Source organism: Neofamilia massiliensis (assembly GCF_001299475.1).
Lineage (GTDB): Bacteria > Bacillota > Clostridia > Tissierellales > Peptoniphilaceae > Neofamilia > Neofamilia massiliensis.
In genome coordinates this window covers 369739-395064 of record NZ_CYUJ01000002.1, presented here as the reverse complement: position 1 = coordinate 395064, position 25326 = coordinate 369739, and the positions used below count along the sequence as shown (strand labels likewise).

The 25326-nt window shown below is 28.9% G+C and carries 25 protein-coding genes and 1 riboswitch; of the genes, 5 read left to right on the top strand and 20 right to left on the bottom strand.

What is annotated here, in order from left to right; genetic code table 11:
- The 8 genes from BN2667_RS01950 to BN2667_RS09545 form a co-directional block, all read right to left on the bottom strand.
- A complete protein-coding gene (locus tag BN2667_RS01950; RefSeq protein WP_054251642.1) occupies positions 1-288 on the bottom strand; it encodes an energy-coupling factor ABC transporter substrate-binding protein in 288 nt (95 codons plus the stop codon).
- 1 nt (position 289) lies between these two features.
- Positions 290-1033: an energy-coupling factor ABC transporter permease gene (locus BN2667_RS01945; protein ID WP_054251641.1), complete on the bottom strand. Its 744-nt coding sequence runs from the start codon at positions 1031-1033 to the stop codon at positions 290-292.
- A 116-nt stretch (positions 1034-1149) separates the two neighbouring features.
- Positions 1150-1329, bottom strand: a riboswitch (cobalamin riboswitch).
- Positions 1330-1485: 156 nt separating this feature from the next.
- Entirely contained in the window at positions 1486-3021 is a 1536-nt protein-coding gene (locus BN2667_RS01940; RefSeq protein WP_054251640.1) for an ATP-binding cassette domain-containing protein, read from the bottom strand.
- Positions 3022-3142: 121 nt separating this feature from the next.
- Positions 3143-4795, bottom strand: coding sequence for an ATP-binding cassette domain-containing protein (locus BN2667_RS01935; protein WP_054251639.1), 1653 nt, complete (start codon positions 4793-4795; stop codon positions 3143-3145).
- Positions 4779-5219, bottom strand: coding sequence for a hypothetical protein (locus tag BN2667_RS01930; RefSeq protein ID WP_054251638.1), 441 nt, complete (start codon positions 5217-5219; stop codon positions 4779-4781). The genes BN2667_RS01935 and BN2667_RS01930 overlap by 17 nt, the downstream gene beginning before the upstream one ends.
- Positions 5220-5247: 28 nt before the next feature.
- Positions 5248-5394 carry a hypothetical protein gene (locus tag BN2667_RS09305; RefSeq protein WP_156191362.1) on the bottom strand — a complete coding sequence of 49 codons (147 nt, stop codon included), beginning with the start codon at positions 5392-5394 and terminating at the stop codon, positions 5248-5250.
- A 36-nt stretch (positions 5395-5430) separates the two neighbouring features.
- A complete protein-coding gene (locus BN2667_RS01925) occupies positions 5431-6495 on the bottom strand; it encodes a radical SAM/SPASM domain-containing protein (protein WP_054251637.1) in 1065 nt (354 codons plus the stop codon).
- A 185-nt stretch (positions 6496-6680) separates the two neighbouring features.
- Positions 6681-6812, bottom strand: coding sequence for a hypothetical protein (locus BN2667_RS09545; RefSeq protein ID WP_278308122.1), 132 nt, complete (start codon positions 6810-6812; stop codon positions 6681-6683).
- A gap of 132 nt (positions 6813-6944) precedes the next feature.
- Between BN2667_RS09545 and BN2667_RS01920 the strand changes: the two genes are divergently transcribed.
- Entirely contained in the window at positions 6945-7841 is an 897-nt protein-coding gene (locus tag BN2667_RS01920) for a helix-turn-helix domain-containing protein (protein WP_054251636.1), read from the top strand.
- 64 nt (positions 7842-7905) lie between these two features.
- On the opposite strand, the gene BN2667_RS01915 is transcribed toward BN2667_RS01920, so the two are convergent.
- The 12 genes from BN2667_RS01915 to BN2667_RS01860 all read right to left on the bottom strand — a co-directional run bounded on the left by BN2667_RS01915 (position 7906) and on the right by BN2667_RS01860 (position 22358).
- Entirely contained in the window at positions 7906-8166 is a 261-nt protein-coding gene (locus tag BN2667_RS01915) for a hypothetical protein (RefSeq protein WP_054251635.1), read from the bottom strand.
- A gap of 100 nt (positions 8167-8266) precedes the next feature.
- A complete protein-coding gene (locus BN2667_RS01910; protein ID WP_054251634.1) occupies positions 8267-10045 on the bottom strand; it encodes an ABC transporter ATP-binding protein in 1779 nt (592 codons plus the stop codon).
- A gap of 68 nt (positions 10046-10113) precedes the next feature.
- Entirely contained in the window at positions 10114-11376 is a 1263-nt protein-coding gene (locus tag BN2667_RS01905; RefSeq protein WP_054251633.1) for an ABC transporter permease, read from the bottom strand.
- Positions 11373-12287: an ABC transporter ATP-binding protein gene (locus tag BN2667_RS01900; RefSeq protein WP_054251632.1), complete on the bottom strand. Its 915-nt coding sequence runs from the start codon at positions 12285-12287 to the stop codon at positions 11373-11375. The genes BN2667_RS01905 and BN2667_RS01900 overlap by 4 nt, the downstream gene beginning before the upstream one ends.
- A gap of 9 nt (positions 12288-12296) precedes the next feature.
- On the bottom strand, positions 12297-13685 hold the full coding sequence (locus BN2667_RS01895) for a hypothetical protein (protein ID WP_054251631.1): 1389 nt from the start codon (positions 13683-13685) through the stop codon (positions 12297-12299).
- A 365-nt stretch (positions 13686-14050) separates the two neighbouring features.
- The gene (locus BN2667_RS01890) at positions 14051-15436 is read right to left on the bottom strand and encodes a hypothetical protein (protein WP_054251630.1); all 1386 of its coding nucleotides are present in this window, start codon (positions 15434-15436) and stop codon (positions 14051-14053) included.
- 49 nt (positions 15437-15485) lie between these two features.
- On the bottom strand, positions 15486-15698 hold the full coding sequence (locus tag BN2667_RS01885; RefSeq protein WP_054251629.1) for a hypothetical protein: 213 nt from the start codon (positions 15696-15698) through the stop codon (positions 15486-15488).
- Positions 15699-15803: 105 nt separating this feature from the next.
- Positions 15804-17192, bottom strand: a complete 1389-nt coding sequence (locus tag BN2667_RS01880) for a hypothetical protein (RefSeq protein ID WP_054251628.1) — start codon at positions 17190-17192, stop codon at positions 15804-15806.
- Positions 17193-17568: 376 nt separating this feature from the next.
- Positions 17569-18954 (bottom strand): hypothetical protein, encoded by a 1386-nt coding sequence (locus BN2667_RS01875; protein WP_054251627.1) that lies wholly within the window; start codon positions 18952-18954, stop codon positions 17569-17571.
- A gap of 357 nt (positions 18955-19311) precedes the next feature.
- Complete coding sequence (locus BN2667_RS01870; protein WP_054251626.1) at positions 19312-20697, bottom strand: hypothetical protein; 1386 nt, start codon at positions 20695-20697, stop codon at positions 19312-19314.
- 50 nt (positions 20698-20747) lie between these two features.
- Entirely contained in the window at positions 20748-20951 is a 204-nt protein-coding gene (locus tag BN2667_RS01865; RefSeq protein ID WP_054251625.1) for a hypothetical protein, read from the bottom strand.
- Positions 20952-21020: 69 nt separating this feature from the next.
- Positions 21021-22358 (bottom strand): radical SAM/SPASM domain-containing protein, encoded by a 1338-nt coding sequence (locus tag BN2667_RS01860; protein WP_054251624.1) that lies wholly within the window; start codon positions 22356-22358, stop codon positions 21021-21023.
- 216 nt (positions 22359-22574) lie between these two features.
- Here BN2667_RS01860 and BN2667_RS09595 point away from each other — a divergent pair, with 216 nt between their 5' ends.
- The 4 genes from BN2667_RS09595 to BN2667_RS01845 are packed head-to-tail and all read left to right on the top strand — an operon-like array spanning position 22575 to position 25263.
- Complete coding sequence (locus tag BN2667_RS09595; protein ID WP_082380165.1) at positions 22575-22718, top strand: cyclic lactone autoinducer peptide; 144 nt, start codon at positions 22575-22577, stop codon at positions 22716-22718.
- The gene (locus tag BN2667_RS09590) at positions 22715-23284 is read left to right on the top strand and encodes an accessory gene regulator B family protein (RefSeq protein WP_054251623.1); all 570 of its coding nucleotides are present in this window, start codon (positions 22715-22717) and stop codon (positions 23282-23284) included. Before BN2667_RS09595 ends, BN2667_RS09590 begins: the two co-directional genes overlap by 4 nt.
- A 4-nt stretch (positions 23285-23288) precedes the next feature.
- Complete coding sequence (locus BN2667_RS01850; protein WP_054251622.1) at positions 23289-24011, top strand: LytR/AlgR family response regulator transcription factor; 723 nt, start codon at positions 23289-23291, stop codon at positions 24009-24011.
- On the top strand, positions 24004-25263 hold the full coding sequence (locus BN2667_RS01845; RefSeq protein WP_054251621.1) for a sensor histidine kinase: 1260 nt from the start codon (positions 24004-24006) through the stop codon (positions 25261-25263). The genes BN2667_RS01850 and BN2667_RS01845 overlap by 8 nt, the downstream gene beginning before the upstream one ends.
- Positions 25264-25326 lie beyond the last annotated feature (63 nt).

Genomic DNA, 25326 nt, shown 5'->3' with positions numbered 1-25326 from the left:
TTAAGCTTGTTTGTATTTTTTTCTACCTATAAAATAACCAAAACCTAGGCCAATAACACCAGCACCAATAGCTGCTTGTAAGGCAAAAAGTAGAGATTCAGTTTCTCCACCAGGAAGTTCAATTATAGGATCAAACCATGGTTCATAGTCTGGATTTAATTCAGCAATAACCTCTTCAGCTTGGCCATCGGCACCGCCAAATTCAGAATCTTTAATCATCATTAAAGGTACAACTGCAATAATAACGCAAAGTATTAAAATTAAAATTACTTTCTTAGAATTTTTCATCTTATGCCTCCTTGTTATAATAGCCTAGAGAATTTAATTCATCACTTGCAAGAGAATCAAGGCCAATAACTACAACAACAGTAATTAAACCTTCGATAATTGCAAGAGGAACTTGAGTCACAGCAAAAACTGTAGCAAACTTTCCAAAAGAAGCCATAACTCCGCCAACTGGATCTGGATAAGCCATAGCTAATTGGATAGAAGTAACAACATAAGTGAAAAGATCACCAAGGGCTGCTCCTAAAAATATAGCCACATTCTTAGACATATTTGACTTTCTAACTGCCTTGTAGATTCCATAAGAAACTAAAGGACCAGCAATACCCATAGAAAAAGTATTGGCACCAAGAGTTGTTAGTCCACCATGAGCAAGTAAAATTGCTTGGAATAAAAGAACAATAAGTCCAATTACTGATGCAATTGTTGGACCAAATAACATGGCAACTAAACCAGTTCCTGTAGGGTGAGAAGATGAACCTGTAACTGAAGGGATCTTCAAAGCTGAAAGAACAAAGGCATAGGCCCCTGCCATAGCTAAAATAATAATTGCTTTTCTGTTGTTTGTAGTAACCTTCTTAAGATTTTTTATACCAACTACAATGAAAGGAAGGCAAACAACACCCCAAGCAATACAATACTTAACAGGCAAAAATCCTTCCATAATGTGCATGGCATTAGCAACTGGCATAAAACCAAAAACTAAAACAAAGGCACATGCAAGAGTTAGTAAAACTTTTTTCTTCATAATTTTCCTCCTATTGTTAAAAGCATTAGTCTTACAGGGCTCAACAATAAAAAAACACTGACCCAAGATCAGCGTATGAAAATTAAAGGCTATTAGCTAGTATCTTGAGTCCGAAAATACTAACCAACCCCATTGTAGGTATTCTGACTTAAAGATCATAGTTTGACTAAACCTTCCCAGATTGCTCCAGTGGTATTATATAGCCTCACTCCCTTATTACAGCAGCGATCCTGTTTGGGACTTACACCCAATTCCTTGGAAAAAATTCCAAAACCACAATGAAATTCTCATTTGTTTTTATTGACTTAATTATATCAAATAAAAGATGTTTTTCAAGTTATTATTATAATAAATAAGAAAATCAAAATAATTTTTTTCAAAGTAAAAAACCGACAAAAAGCTGTCGGTTAAAAATTTTATTTTTAGTTTTAAATTATTGGATCCTAAGCAAATTAAATCCTAATAACTTGATCAAATTTACTTACAAAGTCTTCTCTTTCGTCATGGGAGATGACTATTAGAATGTCATTGTCCATTTTTTGAATTGTATCTATAGCCTTGTCAGCTAGTCTGTAGTTTAGGCTGGCAGTTGGTTCATCTAAAATTAGCAGGCTAATTGGATTATACAAGGCTCTAAAAATTGCCAGTCTTTCTTTTTCTCCGCCTGAAAGTTTATTTTTTATAGAAGCTCCCCTTGTCTCATCAAAAACTTGATCTAGTTCTAAACTTTGCTTTAAAAGATTAAATTTTTCAGGATCTTTAATCTTGTCTCCAAAGGCAATGTTATCCTTGGCAGAAATGTTAAAGATATATGGATCTTGGTCAACATATTGAATATTTTCTAAAACTTCACTTTGGTCCAAGGCTTTGCCATCTTTATCTAGATATAAAAGACTGCCCTTGGCTCCGTCTAGCTCTCCACCTAAGACCTTGGCTATAGTAGATTTTCCTTTACCTGATTCTCCTAGGATCAAATATGATTTACCTCTTTGGAAGTTTAGATTAAGGTCAGAAAAAATTTCTTTTCCTTCGTTATAAGCAAAGCTCAAATCTTTAACTTGAATTTGATCTATATTTTTTCTTGGTTTTTCTACTGGCCTAAATGTTAAAGCTGAATCATCATAAGATTCTTTTAAAGTCTTTACAGATTTATATTCTCCCATTGAGTTACCAATATTTCCAATAGGTCCAACTACTGTATTTAGAAGTTGGATAAAGGCTATTAAGGTTCCCACTGTAGTTTCGCCTTTAATAACTAAGTAACCACAAAAAGCAATAATTGCTACAAAAGATAAGCTACCAAAAAAGTTCGACAATCTATTAGAAGAAAAAATTGTCATCTTCAATTTTCTTCTAGAATCTTCTAAGTTTTGGTTTTCTTTTTCATGAATATCTAAAAAATAACCTTGGGCTTTGTATCTATTTATTTCTTTAGATCCACCTAAAATATCACTTACCAAGGCTAGATAATTTTTTGAATTTTCTGTATAATTTGCATTTGCCTTTTCTAATTTGCCAGCAAGTAGCATTGGTACAAGTAATGGTAAAAATGAAACTATTAAAGCAACAATAGATAATTTAATATTCATATAGAACATTGTGCCTAAAGAAAAAATTAGTTGGGCAAAAAAGTATACAAATAAAAGTTGGTTCATATAATAATTTGTATAAATTAAATCCGTGTCTGTAGAAAATTTAGAAATTTGATATTCAGATTTATTCTCTCCTAAAGACTTTAAAATTTGATTATTTTTAATATTGTAGACCCTTTCTCCAGTGTATTTTAAAATTAAATACCTAGACAAAATCCCTAAAAGCAAATCCAAAAGCAAAATCAAAATAGTGTAGACTATAAAACTTTTAAATATGTAATAGTCCTTGGCCATAGCTGAGTCTATAAGTTTTTTCAAAAATATAGAAAAAACTACATTAGTCCCTGCAAATAAAATTAAAACTAACCCTGCTAAAAATCCTTTAATCTTTTTCATAATATCCATCCTTTCACAATATTATAAAATAAATATACTACTTATAATTTAATGTTGGCATTAAATGTTGAAAAAACAGGTATTTTTGTTGAATTTAAATTAATTCAACATTTTTTATAGTCTACTTTAAATCTTCTGAGTAAATTTTCTTATTATTTATTCTAAGAACTCTATTATAGAAGTTCTTATATTCAATATCTCTCCTATGTGATATTGAAACTATAATTTTATCTAGTGTTGAAAAAATCTTTTCTAATTCTAGGGCCATTGGTAGGTCTAAGGCAGATGTGGCTTCGTCTATTAGAAATATGTCGGCATCCCTATATAGAGCTCTAGCTATTTCTATCCTTTGTCTTTCTCCACCTGAGAGATTGTCTCCTGAATCCAATAACACTGTATTTAATCCTTCTGGAAGTTTAGCTATTAGTTCCTTTAAACCAGATTTTTCGACTGCTAACTTTACTTTTTCAAAATCAATATCAGCCTCATCTTCAAACAAAACAATGTTTTGCAAGATACTATTTCTAAAAATCATAGGCTTTTGAGGAATAACTGCTATTTTTCCAAATAGTTTTTCCTTGCTCATGTTTAGAAGATTTTCTCCTTCAATGTATATTTCACCATCATCATAGTATAATTCTTTAGTTAGTAGCTTTAAAATAGTTGATTTTCCAGACCCACTATCTCCTACAATCATTACGTGCTCTCCTTTTTCAATTTGAAAGCTAGCAGAATTTAAAATTATTTTATCCCCATATGAAAATGAAACTTCATTAAAAAATATTTCTGGCAATAAATTATTTTTTTGAGAGTTTACAGTATCTATTTCCTCATCATAAAAACTTAGTTCATAATCTTCAACGAAATTTTTTCTAATATTTTCACTAGACTTAATACTACCATAGTTATCTGCAATTTCTTGCATTGGAAAGATAATGTCACTCATTAGAGACAGTAAAACTGGATAATATATTGGACTAATTATTCCTCTAAAAACAAAGATTGCAGAAATAAAAATAATTAGTGTTTGGATAGTAATAGAAGCATAATTAACTAAGACAATTAATTTACCAGAGGACTTAAAAGCAGTAGAATGGCTCGACTCAACTTTATTAGTTTTAGTTTCAAACAGCTTCATAAATGCTTTTGATTTGTTTGTTCTATAAAGAGTTTCAAAACCATAAAGTCCATCATTTAAAATTTCATTATATCCCTTTAGAGTACTAAAATGGTTGTCATTGTCTGTAGCTGCAAGTTCTCCCAGTCTTTTAGAAATAATCATGATTAAAAATCCAGCTAAAACGATAATAATAGCCATATATTTATTAATAGTTAGGGCATAAGAAAATGTCACAATAAAAGCTATAATATTAGAAAAAATTTCAGCACATGGAAAGACATATTTTTCTTCAATAAATTTTATATCATTGTTAAAAATAGATATGTAATAAGCCTTATCGTTTTTATTAAAGTCTTGGACCTTTCTTGATAAAAGCCTATCCATAAGATTAGTCTTCATCTTAGTGTTCCAGTCATAAATAACTTTACTTTTTAAAGTATTACGAGAATACCTAATAAAAAACGAACCTAAAGCCCAAGCAATAAACAAAAACAAGGCTTTTGGAATAAGGTCCCCATTTTTGTCATATACTATTCTAGAAAATACCTCTATTAATCTGGTCATCCCATACATAATAAGACCAGATAATGTAGTCATTGTACAAAATAAAATCCAATTCTTATTAAAGTCAATAAATCTAAATTTCGTTTTCATATTCAATCCCCATTTTTAATCCTAAGCTTTTAGAATGAATTAGTATATCATTATTGACACCATATAATATCATTATAACTTCTTTATTATATTCATTCAAATAATCATTTAGTGACTCTTCAAACCTACTATCAGGTAAAGAAAATTTTAAAATATTATATTTTAAATGATTATGTATAACGCAAGGGTAACAATTTGTTTTATTGTGGACTAATTTCAAAAATTTCATAAGAGCTATTTTATCAACACTTACATTATACTCACTTTCTCCATTTTTAAAATATAAAGGTTGCAATAGAGTTAGTATATTGTTTTCATAAAGTCCATAACATAGTGTCACACATTCAACACTATTATTCCTTAGTAAGTTTTGTATTTCTTTCCAATTTTTTTTATTTTTATAATAAATTAAGGTTTTGTTCATATTCTATCTTATTTCAATTTAATTGTTATTAGCTGTCACAACTACATTCTTTGGCAGCACCGCATGCACCACCGGCTAACTTATTATTTAATTTTTTTAAATATTCTAACTCATTCTTATCAAGTTCAATATCATTTAATTGTATTTCTAAATTATCATAGTTTTTTTCTGTCATATCTTTTCCTCCATCTTTTGAACAAAACCTTAATTGTTAACAATTATTTAGAATTTCTTCTATGTCTTTATTAAGTCCATCACAAAACTCACTTAGTATATTTTCATAAGAATTATTAGTTTTATGTTTTTCACTCTCTAGTGCACCTACACATATAATACAGTTTGCTACACTTGCACAACTATTACAATTTTTGAATAAATGACTTCGTATCTTTTCTGTATAAAAATAATATTCTCTAAAATTGTTATTTAATTGTTTAAATTCCATATCCATATTTCCAATAGGATCTATTATATTTATAAAAAAATGGCAAGGATAAATATCACCATTACTAAACACGGAAATTATATTTTTTCCTGCATTACATATCTTAGGATATTTTCTATTTTTATTATTAATTATATTATTTTTTATTATTGCTCTATTTAAACTTTTTTCATCAAGATTAATGTCTCTGACAAAAATATAGTTAGCTTCAACTAAATCTCTAAAACAAGAATGTTCGTTACAAATTTGTATTACATCTATGTTTTTAAACTTGCTAAAAAAATATTGTGCGATTTCTTGCCTAGAGTATATTCTTCTTGTTTCTTTCGTATAGGTGCATTCTATCGAATTTGGATTTATATTATATTTATTAAGAGTATTAATATTTGTTTCCACAGCATCATATACACTTCTGCTACTATTATGAAAATATCTTTGACTATCATTGATACTTTTTGGACCATCTAAGCTAACTGTAATTTGAATATTATACTTGTTTATAATTTTAATTATTTCTTCATTCAAAATCGTAAGATTGGTAACTAATTTTATTATTGGTCTTGATTGTTTGAATGTATAAAATAATTCGCATATGTACTTAACTTGTTCAACTGCTAATAGAGGTTCACCTCCAAATAATAGTATCTCTTCAATAACATCAATATTTACAAATAAATATTTGAAAGTATTATCTATTGTTTTTTTATCGATATATCTCTTATTTTGATTATATGTTCCTGAATCAGCATAACAATATTTACAAGATAAATTGCAATAATTAGCAACAATAAATTCTAATCTATGCAATCTTCTACTTTTTAAAAAATTCACGATCTCACCTCTAATAATAATTTATCTTCAAATACAGTATACTAGTAACTTTTTTTAGAAACTAGAAATGTTGAAAAAAACAGGTATTTTTGTTGAATTTAAATTAATTTCAACATTTTTGTGCCTTTTTTCAACATTTTTATGTTAATTTCTTTGTAATTAAATATATTTACTTTAGACTTAACTTATTTGTTTACTTCGCCTCCAACAATAAGCCCATGGTGTTCAACATATTCATCTTCGTTTGCAAAAGCAATAAAGGGTTTTTGAATTAAAATTGAAACTATAAATATAAGTAAAAATATACGCTTTTTCATAAAATCCTCCAAATATTTCTTTTGCCCTTATCTTAGCACAATAATTTTTTTAAAACAGGCAAAATATTGCCGATTTTTCTTATTTGCCTTATAATTTTAATAAGTATATTTTTTGTGGAGGTTAGATTATTTGTGTTGGCTTTAAGAAGAAGTGTTTTGTCCTTGACTCAAAAAGAAGTTTATATTGAAAGTGGTGTTAGCGAAAGAACTATTAGGGATTTTGAACATAATGGCCTTCTTCCAGGCTATAATAAAATAGAGGCTCTTAGTAAGGCCTATAAGCTCCACCCTATGACTTTAATTAATATTTCAGCTAAGACAAAATATATTATTGATGTTGATTTTTATGAGAATTTTTCAAATATTAATACCGCCTTGGAGATTAGGCCTAAAATTGCTTCCTACATAGAAAGTTTAGATGAAATTCTTGATGCTTCTAGCCTTAGTAGCTTTAACTACTTATTTTATAAGCAATATAGAGATTTTTTAGCTGGCCTAAGTTTAGTCTATGAGAAGGACTATTCTACAGCCTTTAATTATTTTATAAGTTCTCTAAGGCTTAGCTTAGAAAATTTTAATTTGACTTCTATAGATTTTTATTTAGCTAATCTTAGGGCCTTAAGTAAAATTGAAATTAGAAACTTATATGAACTTAGTCTTTGTCTTTTTTACTTAGGGGACAAGGATCTTTCTAATAAAATTATTAAGTCCCTGGCCCAAGGTTTAGATACAAATTGGGAATTTTATGAAAATATTTTAAGCCTATATGCTATTAATCTTTCAAGAAATGAATTGTATGCAGATGCCCTAGTCTATATTAACCAAACAATTGATTTTTTACATTCTAATCTTTATTTTAAAAACCTGCCTCTTGCTTATTATAATAGAAGTAGAATTAAGCTTCACTTAGATGATAAGACTTTTAAAGACGATTTAGTAAAAGCCTTAGACTTGTGCAAGCTTTTAGGCGAAGACTATCTGACTAAAATTTTGTTAGACAAGTGCCAAAAATTTAATATTGAGCTTTAATAAAAAATCAAAATAATTTTTCCCAGCAAAAAACCAACAAGAAGCTGTCGGTTAAAAATTGTTTTTAATTATTATTAGACAACCAAGCTAGGTATAAGTCTCTTTGGGCATAAAAATCTCTAACTTGATCTCCACTTTCATCTACTCCTACACCGTGAATAAGTGAATTCATTTCCAAATCATTGACAAAGTGAATATCAACATCTCCATCAAAGGCATAGGCCTTGCTATTACTATTTTTTATAAGGACATAATAGGGTCCAGCAAAGCCAAGACCAGAAATCTTTTTAGAGTTAACTTTCAGATTTAAGCGGACTTCTCTCATAGTTCTAGTAGAATTTTAAAGAAAGTATAGACTTAAATATAAAACTATTTTTTCTCACTAATAGCATTAATTAGATTTTTTTTCTAAAATAAAATTCAAATTAATTCCTAGACTCACTTTTAATATAATTTTTCGCTTGAATTTCAAAAAGTTCTTTGTAATAACCACCTAAGTCCATTAGGTCTTTGTGGCTGCCTTCTTCTACTATTTGACCGTCTTCTATATAATATATTCTATCTACATTTATAACATTTGCTAGTTTATGAGATATTAAAATAATACTTTCATTGGAATACTTATTTAGAATTTTTTCAAATATTTCTTTTTCTGAGTAGGCATCTAAGGCACTTGATGGCTCGTCTAAAATTATAAGCTCATAATCTTTTATTAAAACCCTGGCTAGGGCAATTTTTTGTAGTTCTCCACCAGAAAAGTTTACTCCTTCTTCTAACTCTGATGTTATGTTTGTATCTAAAGCCTTTGGTAGTTTTTCAATTTTTTCTTTAAGTCCTAGATCTTTTAAAACTTTTTTTGCATCTTCAATTTCTGTCTTACTTATATTTTCTTTTGAATCCATAAAAATATTTTCAAGTATTGTTAGGCTATAAGTTTTAAAGTCCTGGGCAAGGCTTCCAATTTTTTTACTAATACTATCTTTGTCGTATTTTTTATAGGCTATGTTATTTAAATATATTTCTCCTTTTGTTGGTTGAAAGTATCCTTGGATAATATTGGCAATAGTACTTTTGCCTGCACCATTTTTTCCAACTAAGGCTATTTTTTCGCCTTTTCTTATCTTTATATTTATATCTTTAAGTATTTCCTTGTTGGCTTCATAAGAAAAGTAAACATGGCTTAGTTCTATTTCCTTATAGTCTTTTAGCTGAATTTTTTCTTCAAAATCCTCATTTTCATATTCTAAAAACTCTTTAAAATCTTCTATATATAGACTGTTTTTATATAACTGTGGGAAAAATCCTAAAATTCTCTCTATATTTCCAGATAATTGGCTATAACTATTAAAAACCGCAGCAAATTCTCCAGCAGTTAAATTATTATTCATAAGGGATTTAGAGAGATAGACCATTATTCCAGCCATAGCCCCAATTTGAATTATATTTTGTAGACTGCTATAAAAGACTTGGGTCTTGCCCCTTGTTTTTACAACATCAACAATTCCCTTCTTGCCCTTTTTGTACAAGTCACTTAAGGGTCTGTGAACCTTAGTTATCCTCAAGTCTTTGGCAAATTCCTTTAGATAATAAATTCTACCTACATAATTAATTTTTCTATAAGAGGGATTTATTTCTTTTTCAATTTGATAACTTAGTTTCGATTGTTTTAAATTAATTATAAAATTAATAATAGATGCCACTAGGGCAAATATAACCATTACTGGATCTATTGTAAGTATTAAAGTTATTAAAAAACCTATGCCAAATAAGCCTGCTATAAGATTTGAAAAAATATTTACAGAATTGTAGGCCTTGTCTAAGGCATTTGATAGGACAAAGTTATATTTATTATAAAATTCGTGGTTGTCATATTCTAATAAGTCTATCTGCCTAGATTTATTATATAAATCATCTAAAATCTTTTCATTTATATCTTCTATTAAAAATCTAGAGTAAATAGTATTATAATAGTTTGAAAAAATTGATAAAATTAAACTATAAGAGCTGTATAAAATAAGTAGACGCAAAAAGTTATTAAAATTTTCAGAAAAAGTAAAAATATCTAGGGCTTCTTTTATCATTAGGTTCATTATTACAGGACTAGCTGAGCCTATAATCCCTAAGATTAAAGTAATTATTATGTAGGATTTTCTTATGCCCCAAATGTATTTTAGCATGTATATATTGTTTTTTATTTCTTTCATAGTCACTTATCCTTAAAAATTTATAATAGTGGCCTAAATTAAAAACTATTTAGGCCACTGTCCTTTTCCTATAATCTTTTAAATTTAATCTTTCCTAAATAAGCACTGACTAGCGATGCAATTAATAATATTGTGCTATAAAGGCCTATGCCCCAAAACCAATCATGTTGATAATAGGGGATCATATATATCATGTCCTGGACCTTGTAATAGGAAAATAAATTTGAATACTTTAAGTAGTCTACTATAGCAACTAAAACTGTAAATAGTATGCCTCCTGCTAATATTCCAACTCCATCTCTAATTAATATAGATATAAGGTTAGTTAGAGAGTAGATAAAGAATATAAATAGGATAAAAACTAAGAAGGCATAGGAAATATACTTGCTTAAAGTCACTGGATAATCATGTTGCCAAACCCAAGGCCTATCTGTAATGAATACAAAAGGATTTTTTATAGGCAAATCGTTAATTAAGACCATTCTATTTGGTCCTACTCCATACTTTATAGATGCAAGGATAAATACGATTAGGATAGATAAAAGTATTAGACCTAGAGTACACAAAAATCTACTAAAGAACCTTGTGTAATAAAGGGTTCTCTTTTCATAAGGTAGGGTGAGAATAATTTTTCCCTCATTTTCTTCAAAGTCATTGGTCCAACCATCGAAGTTTGCTAGGACTATAAACATTACAAGTATTGCCATGTATCTCATATTTTCACCAGCTACTATATCAAAAACTGCCTTGAGGCCACTAGGATAGGCTTCGTGGTGCTTGTATGGAATATCTTGGTTGGCTTCTCTTAAAAGCTTTCTACTATTCCAGTACCTGCCATCGTCTAAGTAAAGGCCTGTATACTGGCTCTTAAATTTTTTTTCGTAAACTTCTGTATCGAGAAAGTGATCTATGTCTACCCAGACTTCTTCTATTGAACTTAGGTTAGGTCTTTCTTCATTTAAGAATAAGTCTAGTAGGCCTAGGTTTGAGTTTATTACTGTCCACTTCTTTTTATCTTCTTCTATTTCATCTATTTCTTTCTTCCATTTTTCTATATTTTCTAAGTCTTTTTCTTTAGGATGCTCTATTTCTTCTGCATCTTCTATAAGCTTTTTCAAAGACTTTTGTCTTACCTTCATTTCTTCTACTATCAGTTTAGAATTTTCTAAACGCTGGCTGTTTTCATAGTTTAAATTTCCTATATAGTATTTGTAGTTTTTAACTGTATAGGACCTATACATAAATACCATTAGAACAAAGAGAATTATACTAAGGACTAGGTTTTTCTTAGAAAAAAATAATTTTCTTTCGTTTTTTGCTAGAGTTTTCATAGGGCTGCCCCTTCACCTCTTAGCTCTTTGTATAGCTCTTCTAAGGATTTGTGTAATTTTTCTATATCTTTTATTACTAGGCCCTCTTCTCTTAGTTTTTTTAAAACTGTATCTAAGTTTTCTGTCTTTATAGATATAATAACGTAGCCTTGTCTATCTTTTTCCCTAGATTCTCTTCCTTCGATTCCAAGTTTTCCTAAAACGTCTATGGTCTTTTTTAGACTATTTGTAAGTATAGAATAGTTTACTAGGCCTAGGATATTTCCTTCCATTTTATCATTGTAAACAACACGGCCGCCTTCTATCATCACTACCCTATCTGAAACTTTTTCCACTTCTGAAAGTTGGTGGGAAGAAAATAAAATTGAACAGCCTTGGTTTTTTAGCTCCTTCATTTTTTCCCTTAGATCAAAAACTCCATCTGGGTCTAGGCCATTCATTGGCTCGTCTAGTATTAAAAGTTTTGGTTTTGCCATTAGGGCCATAGATAGCATCAGCCTCATTTTCATTCCCATAGAATAAGTTCTAACAGCTCTGTCTAAGTTGTGGTCTAGCCTAGTATAGTCTTCCATTTCTTTTATTCTCTCATCTGAAGCCTTGCGCCAGTTGCCCATTAATTTTAGGTTTTCTCTGCCTGTTAAATTTTGATAAAGGGCTGGAGATTCTATGCTGACTCCAAGATTTTCTAAGACCTTTACCCTGTCTTTTTCTATATCGTAGCCACAAACTTTAATTTCTCCACCATCAGGGTCTAAAAGTCCGCAAATTAATTTCATAGTTGTAGACTTGCCTGATCCATTTCTCCCTAAAAATCCAACTATTTCATTTTCATTAACATCAAAGCTAAGGCCCTTTAATACTTCTTTTTGGCCAAAGCTCTTTTTTAAATCCTTAATTTCTAAAATTTTCATAAATCCACCTCAATCTAATTCTTTTTTGTTTAAGACTAATAAGCTTACAGCAACTACTAAAAATATTCCTAGGCTAAGACCAAGAACACTGCCTAGCCAAGAGAAGTTAGTGTGACCTAGGGTAATATTCCAACCGCTGTCTAAAGAGAAAATATTATATGGAGTTTTTAAACCATTTAAACTTGCCGATAAAACTGTAAATAAAGTTATAAGAGAACTTACAAGTAGGCTTATGGTATTATTTTTTATAAGTAGGCCTATAGAAACTCCAAGAGAGATAAAAAATACTAATTTTAAAACACTTGGAACAGTTGATAGAAGGAGAAATTTATAGAACTCTATATTTGTAAGGCCTGAATATTCCATAATCTTTTCAAGCGAATTATATCCTGTTCCCATTATTAACCCTAAACCTCTAATATTAGCTCCTATTCCAATATTTTCATAAGGGTACAGAGATTTTAAGCCTTCTATATATATTCCTATTGGATTCTTTAGACCATAAAAACCATTTTTTATGCCCATATAGAGAATTGCCAGTAGGTCTGGAACTAATAATATTATTAAGCTAAGACTTAAAATTATTTTTAAATAGTGGCTGTAGATCTTAGATTTTCTATCTGCCTTTAATTTTATTAGATCTAGAGACTTTTCCTTTCTAGAGTAAATAAGCATATAGGTTGATAGCATTATTAGTAGGGGAACAAAGAGCTGAACCTTAGTCGACTTAAATGAATAAGTATAGGCCAAATAAGTCCATGGAGACAGACTTGTTTCATCTACTTCTCTTAAATTATTTTTATAGAGGAAAAAATTTCTTTCTAAATTTTTTTTATTTACTTCATAACCTGCGTGTAGTTCTTCCCTATCTATTTCTGATTCTATACTATAATTAACATTAGACCAGCCTACATTGTGGAGGTCCTCTAGGGCATATAGATCAAAGGGAAGGTCTGAAAGGTCTAGATAATTTTCTATTTCATCTTTGAAAACTTGGGTAGGATATTCATAACCTCTTTCATAGTCAGTTTGTAGAGCCATATAATATAGGTTAAAGTATATTGATAGTTTTTGCAGCTCTCGCTCGTTTTTTCTATATCCATCTAAATATAAGTCTAATTTTCTTTCTTCGGCTTCAATTTCCCAGTCCATAGACTTAATAAACTCTTCCTTTAAATATCTATACTTTGTTGGAGTATACATTTCTATGCTTGTAACTCCATTATCATAATACTTCTTATCTGTTACTATTTCTTGTCTTATATGATTAATTGGGCCCTCTAAGTTATCCCCATTTTCAAAAATATAATAAACCGTAAAAATAGATAGAATTATTGAAATTATTAATACTAGCTTAATAATTTTATTTAAAAAAAATGATTTTAACTCTAAATACATATTGTCACCTCATTTTTATAATAACACACTGCTAAGTTTTGTTTTACTTCTTAGAAATTAAAAGATGTTGGAGAGGCAACTGAGTTTGTGCCAATACAATTGTTTGAGCATTTTGACTCGCAATTACTTACGCATGGAATAAAGTTATCACACGAGTCCTCTTCTTTGTTGGAACAATATTTCAGATTATTACAATTGCAAAAATTTATCCCATTACAATCACCATTTGTTCCAATATTTAATGGATTAACTATATATTTCATAAATTTCCTCCTTGTTTTCTGTTTATGTTTATTTTGTATTTGATTTTCTTTGGCAGTGTGTTATTTATGAGATCATTTAATTGTTTATTTTTACACTTTTTTTCAATCTAATTCTTTTTTGTTTAAGACAAGTAAGCTTACAAAAATCACTATAATTATTCCTAGGCTAAGACCAAGAACACTGCCTAGCCAAGAGAAGTTTGTATGACCTAAAGTTATATTCCAACCACTATCTAAAGAGAAAATATTATATGGAGTTTTTAAACCATTTAAACTTGCCGATAAAACTGTAAATAAAGTTATAAGAGAACTTACAAGTAGGCTTATGGTATTATTTTTTATTAGTAAGCCTATAGAAACTCCAAGAGAAATAAAGAATATTAGTTTTAAAAGACTTGGTATAAAGGATAGAAGGAGAAACTTATAAAACTCTATATTTTCTAGCCCTAAAAATCCAATAGGATCAGATGAAGAAAAAAATCCTGTTGCAGATATCAAGCCTAAGCCTCTAATATTAGCAATAATTCCGATGTTTTGGTAAGGCTGAAGAGATTTTAGGCCTTCCTTATAAATTTCTATTGGATTTTTTAGGCCATAAAAACCGTTTTTTATTCCCATAAAAATAATTGCCAATAGGTCTGGAACTAGTAATATTATTAAACTAAGACTTAAAATTATTTTTAGATAGTGGGTGTAGATCTTAGACTTCTTTTCTGCCTTTAGTTTTATTAGGTCTAGGGACTTTTCCTTCCTAGAATAAATAAGCATATAGGTTGATAGCATTATTAATAAAGGAACAAATAGCTGAACCTTAGTTGATATAAATGAATAGGTATAAAACAAATATGTCCATGGAGATAGGTTTATAAAGTCAACTTCTCTTAAATTATTTTTTAATAGAAAAAATTCTCTTTCTAAAGTTTTTCTTTCTTCTTCATAGGCTATATGAAGTAAGTCTATGTCTTCCTCTGATTCTTTATTATTAACATTAGACCAACTTACATTGTAGAGGTCCTCTAGGGCATATAAATCAAAAGGAAGCTCTGAAAGATCTAGGTAGTTTTCTATTTCGTCTTTGAAAACTTGAGTAGAATACCCATAACCGCTTTCATAGTCAGCTCTAAGGCTCATATAATATAAATTTAGGTATATCCATAACTTTCTTAATTCATTTTCATTTTTTCTATAACCATCTAATAGTAAATCTACACGACTTTCTTCTACTTCAATCAACCAATCCATGGACTTAATATACTCGTCTTTTAAATATCTATACTTTTTTGGAGTATACATTTCTATGCTTGTAACTTTATCATCATAATTTTTCTTAAATGTAACTATATTTTGTCTAATATGATTAATTGTACTTTCCAATTTATCCCCACTTTCAAGGATATAATAGCCCATAAAAACAGATAGAATTATTGATGCAATTAATATTAGTCTTATAATTTTATTGGAAAAAAATGATTTTATTTCTAAGTACATATATTCACCTCATTTATATAATAACACACTGCTAGGTTTTATTTGCTAACTAAAAATTAAATGAAGATGGAGAGTTTACTGAATCAGTTCCTGAACAATCAGATGTACAAAGTGCGTCACATTTACTTCCACATGGAATAAAATTTTTACACGGCTTCTCTTTTTTGTCGGAACAATCTTTCAGAAAATTACAATTGCAAAAATTTATCCCATTACAATCACCATTTTTTCCAATATTTAATGGATTAACTATATATTTCATAATATACCTCCTATTTAAGTTTTTATTTTTATATGCTTACAGTATCGTAGCAGTGTGTTATTAATGTAATGATCCATTTTCTAAATTTTATTCTTATACTTTTTCTCAGTCTAATTCTTTTTTATTTAAGACAAGTAAACTTACAGATACCACTATAATTATTCCAATACTAAGGCCAAGAACACTACCTAGCCAAGAAAAGTTTGTATGACCTAGAGTTATATTCCAACCACTATCGAAAGAGAAAATATTATATGGAGTTTTTAGACCATATAAGTTTGCTGATAAAACTGTAAATAAAGTTATAAGAGAACTTACAAGTAAGCTTATGGTGTTGTTTTTTATTAGTAATCCTATAGAAACTCCAAGAGAGATAAAAAATACTAATTTTAAAATACTTGGAACAGTGGATAGAAGAAGAAATTTATAAAATTCTATATTGGTAAGTCCTAGGAAGTCTATAAGGTGTCCAAGTGAGTTAAATCCTGTTCCCACTATTAGACCTAAGCCTCTAATACTTGCTCCTGAGCTTATATTTTCATAAGGGTAAAGAGATTTTAGTCCTTCTACATACATACCTATTGGATTTTTCAGGCCATAAAAGCCATTTTTTATACCCATAAAGAGAATTGCCAATAGGTCTGGAACTAATAGTATTATTAGGCACAGACTTAAAATTATTTTTAGATAGTGGGTGTAGATTTTAGATTTTTTATCTGCCTTTAGTTTTATTAGGTCTAGGGACTTTTCCTTCCTAGAATAAATAAGCATATAGGTTGATAGCATTATTAATAAAGGAACAAATAACTGAACCTTATTCAATTTAAATGAATAGGTAAAGGCTAAATAAGTCCATGGAGATAAACTTTTATTATCTACTTCTCTTAAATTATTTTTATAGAGGAAAAAATCTCTTTCTAATTTTTTTTTATTTACTTCATATCCATCATGGAGCTCTTCCCTATCTATTTCTTTTCTTATAAAAGAATTAACATTAGACCAACTTACATTGTGGAGGTCTTCTAGGGCATATAAGTCAAAGGGAAGCTCTGAAAGATCCAAATAGTTTTCAATTTCATCTTTAAAAACTTGGGTAGGATATTCATAACCTCTTTCATAATCAGTTTGTATGGCCATATAATATAGGTTGAAGTATATTGAAAGTTTTCTTAGCTCTTGTTCGTTTTTTCTATATCCATCTAAATATAAGTCTAATCTTCTTTCTTGGGTTTCAATTTCCCAGTCCTTAGACTTAATGTACTCATCTTTTAGATATCTATATTTATCTGGAGTATACATTTCTATGCTTGTAATCTTATCATCATAGTACTTCTTATCTGTTACTATCTCTTGTCTTAGGTAATTAATCGCGCCTTCAGATCTGTCTCCATTTTCAAAAATATTATATACCATAAAAATAGATAGAATAATTGAAATTATTAATACTAGCCTTATAATTTTATTGGAAAAAAATGATTTTAATTCTAAATACATACGATCACCTCATTTATATAATAACACACTGCTAGGCTTTGTTTTACTTCTTAGAAATTAAAAGATGTTGGAGATGCTACTGAGTTTGTGCCAGTACAATTGTTTGAACAATTCGATTCACAATTTCTCTCACAATAAAATCTGCAGTCTCTATCTCCACATATATTAGTATCATTTAGAGCCACTGTGCATTGACAATGACAAGCAGATGAACAGTTACAAGTACAGTCACTTGTAGTAACATCAAATGGATTAACTATATATTTCATAAAATTTCCTCCTATTTACGTTTTTCTTTTTTATACGTTTATATTGTTTAACAGTGTGTTATTTATGGGGTAATTTAATTCTCTAAATTTTATTCTTATACTTTTTCTCAGTCTAATTCTCCTTTATTTAAGACTAATAAGCTTACGGCGACCACTATAATTATTCCTAGGCTAAGACCTAGAACACTGCCTAGCCAAGAAAAGTTTGTATGACCTAAAGTTATATTCCAACCACTATCTAGTGAAAATATATTATATGGAGTTTTTAAACCATTTAAACTTGCAGATAAAACTGTAAATAAAGTTATTAGAGAACTTACAAGTAAGCTTATGGTATTATTTTTTATTAGTAGGCCTATAGAAACTCCAAGAGATATAAAGAATACTAATTTTAAAATACTTGGAACAGTGGATAGAAGGAGAAATTTGTAAAATTCTATATTTGTAAGTCTTGGGAATTCTATTATATCTCCATTAGGATAATAACCTATGCCATTTACTTGTCCCAAGCCTCTAACTCTAGCCCCTATTCCTAAATTTTCATAGGGATAAAGAGATTTTAGGCCTTCTACATATATACCTATTGGATTCTTTAGACCATAAAAACCATTTTTTATGCCCATAAAGATAATTGCCAATAGGTCTGGAACTAATAGTATTATTAGACTAAGACTTAGAATTATTTTTAGATAGTGGGTGTAGATTTTAGATTTTTTATCTGCCTTTAGTTTTATTAGGTCTAGGGACTTTTCCTTTCTAGCATAAATAAGCATATAGGTTGATAGCATTATTAATAAAGGAACAAATAACTGAACCTTAGTCAATTTAGATGAATAAGTATAGGCTAAATAAGTCCATGGAGATAGACTTGCGGAGTCAACTTCTCTTAAATTATTTTTTAATAGGAAAAAATCTCTTTCTAAAGTTTTTCTTTGCTCTTCATGAGCTTTATGAAGTGCTTCTCTATATTCCTCTGATTCTATACTATTAATATTAGACCAACTTACATTGTGGATGTCTTCTAGGGCATATAAGTCAAAAGGAAGCTCTGATAGGTCTAGATAATTTTCTATTTCATCTTTAAAAACTTGGGTGGAGTACTTATATCCATTTTCATAGTCAGCTTGAAGGCTCATATAATATAAGTTAAAATATATTGATAGTTTTCGTAACTCCTGCTCATTTTTTCTATATCCGTCTAACAATAAGTCTAACTTTCTCTCTCTAGCCTCTATTTCCCAAGTTCTAGCTTTAATTGCCTCATCTTTTAAATATCTATAATTCGTTGGAGTATACATTTCTATACTTGTAACTGCATCATCATAATATTTCTTATATTCAACTATATCTCGTCTTATATAATTAATTGAGTTGCCTACATTGTCTCCATTTTCAATGACTGTATAGACATAAAATCCAGACAAAATTATTGACGCTATTAAGACTAGCCTAATAATTTTGTTGGAAAAAAATGATTTTAACTCTAAGTACATACTATCACCTCATTTATATAGTAACACACTGCTAGGCTTTGTTTTACTTCTTAGAAATTAAAAGATGTTGGAGATGCTACTGAGTTTGTGCCAGTACAATTGTTTATACAATTTGATTCACATAGAGCACATATATTTGGATCACAAACTTTAACGTTAGCTATTGTACAGTTACAATTGCAAGCAGATGAACAGTTACAATTACAGTCACTTGTAGTAGCATCAAAAGGATTAACTATATATTTCATAAATTTCCTCCTTGTTTTCTGTTTATGTTTATTTTATATTTGATTTTCTTTAGCAGTGTGTTATTTATGAGATCATTTAATTCTCTAAATTTTATTCTTATGATTTTTCTCAATCTAATTCTTTTTTGTTTAAGACAACTAAACTTACAACAAGCACTACAATTATTCCTAGGCTAAGACCAAGAACACTGCCTAGCCAAGAAAAATTAGTATGACCTAGGGTAATATTCCAACCACTATCTAGTGAAAATATATTATACGGAGTTTTTAGAGCATTTAAACTTGCAGATAAAACTGTAAATAAAGTTATTAGAGAACTTACAAGTAAGCTTATGGTAGTATTTTTTATAAGTAGGCCTATAGAAACTCCAAGAGAGATAAAAAATACTAATTTTAAAATACTTGGAACAATGGATAGAAGGAGAAATTTGTAAAATTCTATATTGCTAAGGCCTGGGAATGCCATTACATATCCATCAGGATAATAACCTATGCCATATACTAGTCCTAATCCTCTAGTACCAGCTCCTGAAAATATGTGTTCGTAAGGGTTAAAGAACCTTAATCCTTCTACATATATACCTATTGGATTTTTTAGGCCATAGAAACCATTTTTTATGCCCATAAATAGAATTGCCAAAAGGTCTGGAACTAATAAGATTATTAAACTAAGACTTAGGATTATTTTTAGATAGTGGCTATAGATTTTAGATTTTTTATCTGCCTTTAATTTTATTAGGTCTAGGGACTTTTCCTTCCTACAAAAAATCATCAGATAACTAGCTAATAATATTATTAAAGGAAGAAATATTTGAGTCTTAGTTGAAGTATATGAGTAAATGTAAGCTAAATAAGTCCATGGAGACAAGCTTGTTTCATCTACTTCTCTTAAATTATTTTTATAGAGGAAAAATTTTCTTTCTACACCTTTTTTGTTCTCTTCATAGGCTCTATGAAGCGATTCTCTATCTTCCTCTGATTCTTTATTATTAACATTAGACCAACTTACATTGTGGAGGTCTTCTAGAGCATATAAGTCAAAGGGAAGCTCTGAAAGATCTAGGTAGTTTTCTATTTCATCTTTGAAAACTTGGGTAGGATATTCATAGCCTCTTTCATAGTCAGTTTGTATGGCCATATAATATAAGTTAAAGTATATTATTAGTTTTCGTAACCCTTTTTCATTTTTTCTATAACCATCTAACAATAAGTCCAAATATCTTTCATCAGCTTTTATTTCCCAGTCCAAAGACTTAATATACTCATCCTTTAAATATCTATACTTTTCTGGAGTATACATTTCTATGCTTGTAACTATATCATCATAATACTTTTTATTATTAACTATTTCTCGTCTTGTATTATTAATAGAGTTATCTACATTGTCTCCGTTTTCAATAACTGTATAGACATAAAAGCAAGACAAGATTATTGATGCTATTAAAACTAGCCTTATAATTTTATTTGAAAAAAATGATTTTAATTCTAAGTACATTCTATCACCTCATTTATATAATAACACACTGCTACGTTTTATTTTACTTCTTAGAAATTAAAAGATGTTGGAGATGCTACTGAGTTTGTACCAGTACAATTGTTTGAACATTTAGTTTCACATTTTACAACACACGAATTATCCCCATGAGGAGCACAAACATTTCCAGCTGGCCCATTGCATTTACAATTAACTAAGCAATTACATTCACAGTCACTTGTAGTAGCATCAAAAGGATTTACTATATATTTCATAATATACCTCCTGTTTAAGTTTTTATTTTTATATACTTACAGTATTCTAGCAGTGTGTTATTAACCTAGTTAAATACTAATTTTTCTAATGTCTTTTTTATTAAGAGACTTAAAGGAGTTATTCATCCAATAATTAAAGGTATCTTCCATTTCCTTACAGCTTAGGGCTGTATTGTTTGCTATTCTATATGGGCATCTTCCACCCATACAAACTGGCAGTATGCTACATTTACTACATTTTTCGTTTGTAATTGATGTATCTAATAAGTACTTATAGTAATTTTTTGGATAATATTTTTTTCTGCCATTTATTAGGTCGCCGAGACTATATTCTTCATGGCCTATTTCTTCCCAGCATTTATACAGCCTACCTTTTGGATCTACTACAAAGGCAGATATGCTATCGCAACAACAACTTGCTGTTATTCTATCTGGATAGTATTTCCAAAATACATCTTCGTCCTTGTCTTTTGGTATAATTTTTGAAAAATCATTTTGTAGTTTTATAAATTCTTCATTTGTTAGTGTATATTCATAGTTTGTATCTAAGGGGTCATCAATTTTTGCTATATACATTCCTACATATTCATTGAGGCCTTTTTCTTTGAAGAGGTCTACTAGGTCATATATGTCCTTGTGATTTTTTCTAGTTATATTTACTCTAATATTTATTCTAGGATAGTTTTCTTTTTCGTCTTGGTAGAGATCTTTAACTGACAGTAGGTTTTCTATTATCTTATCGAAGCTTCCCCTGTCTTTAGAAATAAACCTAGTTTCGTCATGGTTATCTTTCATTCCGTCTAGGGGAACTTGGATAGAGTTTACTTTATTTTTGTGTAACATTTCTAGGGTGTCTTTGTCTAGAAAGTATCCATTTGTTGTTATTCCTGCGTGGTAACTTACATTGTTTTCTTCACATAGTTTTATTATTTTCTCACTGAGATTTTCTATGATTTCTTTTTTTAATAGAGGTTCTCCTCCATACCAAGAGATACTAAGGTGGTTTATTGTAGGAATTTTTGCTTCTATAAATTCTATTATTTTTTCTTGGACCTCTTCAGTCATAAGGCTACAGTCTGTAACTTCTCTTTCATAACAATAAGGACATTTAAAGTTACAAGCTAAAGTTGGAGCTATTGTTAGGCCAAAGGAATCTGTATTCATTCTAGATCTAAAAACTTCTTCTTTTAATATATCTAGTTCATCTACATCTTTTGGCAAAATAAAGCCTCCAAACTCTAAGTCTTTTATGAAATCGTTATCTAACTTAGTAGAATTATCACTGGTAAATTTACTTAAAGCTTCAAATTTTTCTTTTTCAATATTTGCAAGAGCTGTTGTTCTGGCATTATAAATAAATATTTCTCCGTCACAATTATAATAGTGATTAAATTTTGATACTTTCATTTTGACCTCCATATTATTTTTTAAGATTCTAATTTCTTGTTAATTATAAGATACCACTGATATATTTAATTTTTCAAAAATGTTGAAAAAACAGGTATTTTTGTTGAATTTAAATTAATTTCAACATTTTTGTGCCTTTTTTCAACATTTTTATGTTAATTTCTTTGTAATATAATAAAATTAAAAGCAATAAAATATAATTTTACGGAGGTAATTATGAGTGTCCTAATTTCAAAATTTTTATCTGTTTTTTTGTTAAAAATTGTAAGGCATAATTTAAATTCTGTTTGTGTAGGTATTTTATATCAGCCTGATATTTCAAAAATTTCAAGTAAAATTAAAAATTTAGATAGGCTATGAACAACTCATCATTAATAGTTAAAAAATTAATAGAAAAAAATATTCTTGATGAAGCAAATAAAGATATATATGAATATGGTAGCTTTATTATATTTAACTATTTTGTTTTATATTTGACTGCTTACATTGTATGTAGAGTATATCTCCTTAATTATGACTTATTATATTTTTTATCAATAATATTGCTATTTAGATCTTATACAGGTGGTTTTCATTTTAAAAATTACTACTATTGTCTTTTCACCTCTATAATGGAACTATTTTTTATAGCTTTTTTATTAAAAAATCTAAATTTGAATACGAATATACTACTCGTGTTAATTATTATATTTTCTATTTTTATATTTCTATTTGCTCCAGTAGATACTAAAAATAGAAGACTTGATGTAAATGAAAGAAGAAAAATTAAGAAAAAAGTTCTTATAATTTTAACTTGTGGTTTGTTATTGTCTTTTTTATTTTTTATAATGTGCTATGAAGAATTACTTTTGGTTTATTTTTTATCTTTGTCTCATTGTCTTATTTTACTTATCTTTGGTATAATTGATAATAAGATAAGGATGTGATTTTTTGAAAATAGCTATTTGCGATGACAATAAGGCTTTTGTAGATGGGTTAGTAAAATATCTGGACAAGTATCAAATTGAAAAATGCTATGATTTTGAAGTGGATTCTTATTTTTCTGTAGAAGACCTTTATCAGGCTATACAGGACAAGGCCTATAAGTTAATATTTTTAGATATAGAATTTCCTGCCGCTAGCCAAAGTGGCATAGACCTTGCTAACAAGTTGAGATATGTAGAGAAAAATTTCTCTAGTGAAATAATTTTTGTCTCTGGGTCTGATAGTTATTTTAGAGATCTTCTTTCCTTTCAGCCTTTTGGGTTTTTAGAAAAACCTGTGGCCTATAAGGACCTAGTGAAGATTTTAGATTTGTTTTTTTCTAAGGCCATAGTTACTAGGGATGTTTTTACATACAAAAAGAGTACAACTTCTTTTGTTCTGCCTTATAATGAGATTTTATATTTTGCTAGTTATAATAGGAAGATTAAGGTGAAGACCCTAGATGGCAGTGATTCTTTTTATGACCGCTTAGATAATATTGAGAAAGCCTTGAACCAGGAAGTTTTTTTAAGGGTCCACAAGTCCTATATTATAAATACTAATTTTATTAAAGACTATTCTTTGGCCCATGTTAGTCTTATTAATGGCGAGTCAATTGCTATTTCAACTAGCTATGCTGAGAGTTTTGTTTTATTTTTAGAAAGAAAGTTTGGTGGAGAAAGTGTCTAGAGACTTAGCCCTTATCCTTTTAAATATTATCAATCCTATAGCTATTTATTTAATTTATGCTGCCTTTTTAGGCCAGCCCAAGTACAATAAAAAAATAGTTTTTGCTGTTTATTTTGTTTTTAATTTTATTACTACTTTTGTTTTGTTAAAGGCTTCATCTTCAATTTTAAATTCAATATTTTTTCTAGGTGGAATGATTTTGCTTACATTTTTATATGAAGGAAAGATATATTTTAAGATTTTTATTGCCTTTATAATTTACATTATATTTGCATTAGAAGAAATTTCTTTATATCTTATTTTCTCTTCTTTAGATATTTCACTTTATAATTTAGATTTTGAGGTTGATTTTGTTTATGTCTTTATTAAAATTTCAATGCTCTTAATAGCATTTTTTATAAATCTCAATTTTAATAAATTTAGAAATAAGACACTACCTAAATATATAACTATATTCCTATTTATAGTTCCTATTTTGAGTATAATAATAATGGTTTTAGAAACAGTAAGAAATCCAATTTCTGATAGGTTTTATGCTCTTTTAGTTTTATTTCTCTTGCTAATTAATATTTCAATCTTTGTGATTTTTACTATTCTCTCTAACCTTTACACCGACAGGCTAAGACTAAACAACTTAGAAAAAGACTATGACCTTATTAATATGCAAAAGGAAAATATAAACAAGTCCACTAAGAGGCTGGCAGCCTTGGAGCATGACCTAAAAAACAAGCTCATTCCTCTTTATTATATGGCTGAAAGTGAAGGCAATGTTGGCGCCTACCTATCTGAAATTATTGGCGAGTTTAAAAACGAATTTTTAATTGCAAATAGTGGCCTTATAGAAGTTGATGCCATTATTAATTCTAAATACGAATTTTGTAAGGAAAATAATATAGATTTTGATGTAGACCTAAATATTTCTAAGGACATTAATATTAACCACAGAGACCTGGCAATTATTTTAGGAAACCTACTAGATAATGCTATAGAAGCGTCTTCAAAAGTGGCTGACAAGTGGATAAGGCTAGTGTTGAAAAGTGAACAAAACCTAGTTTTTATTATGGTAGATAATTCCTTTGACGGCATTTTAAAAAAGAAAAATGGCAAATTAATTTCTAGAAAGAACAAAGAATTTTCTGGCCTAGGTCTTTCCAATGTAGAATACCTAGCTGATAAGTACGGAGGCAAGGTCACCATAAGTCATAAGGAAAATAAGTTTAGGGTCAGTGTAATCTTGTTTGAAAAGAAATAAAGAGAATTGGATTTTTAATATGATATAAGTTTATAAAGTTTTATAGCAAAAAGCAGAACCTAC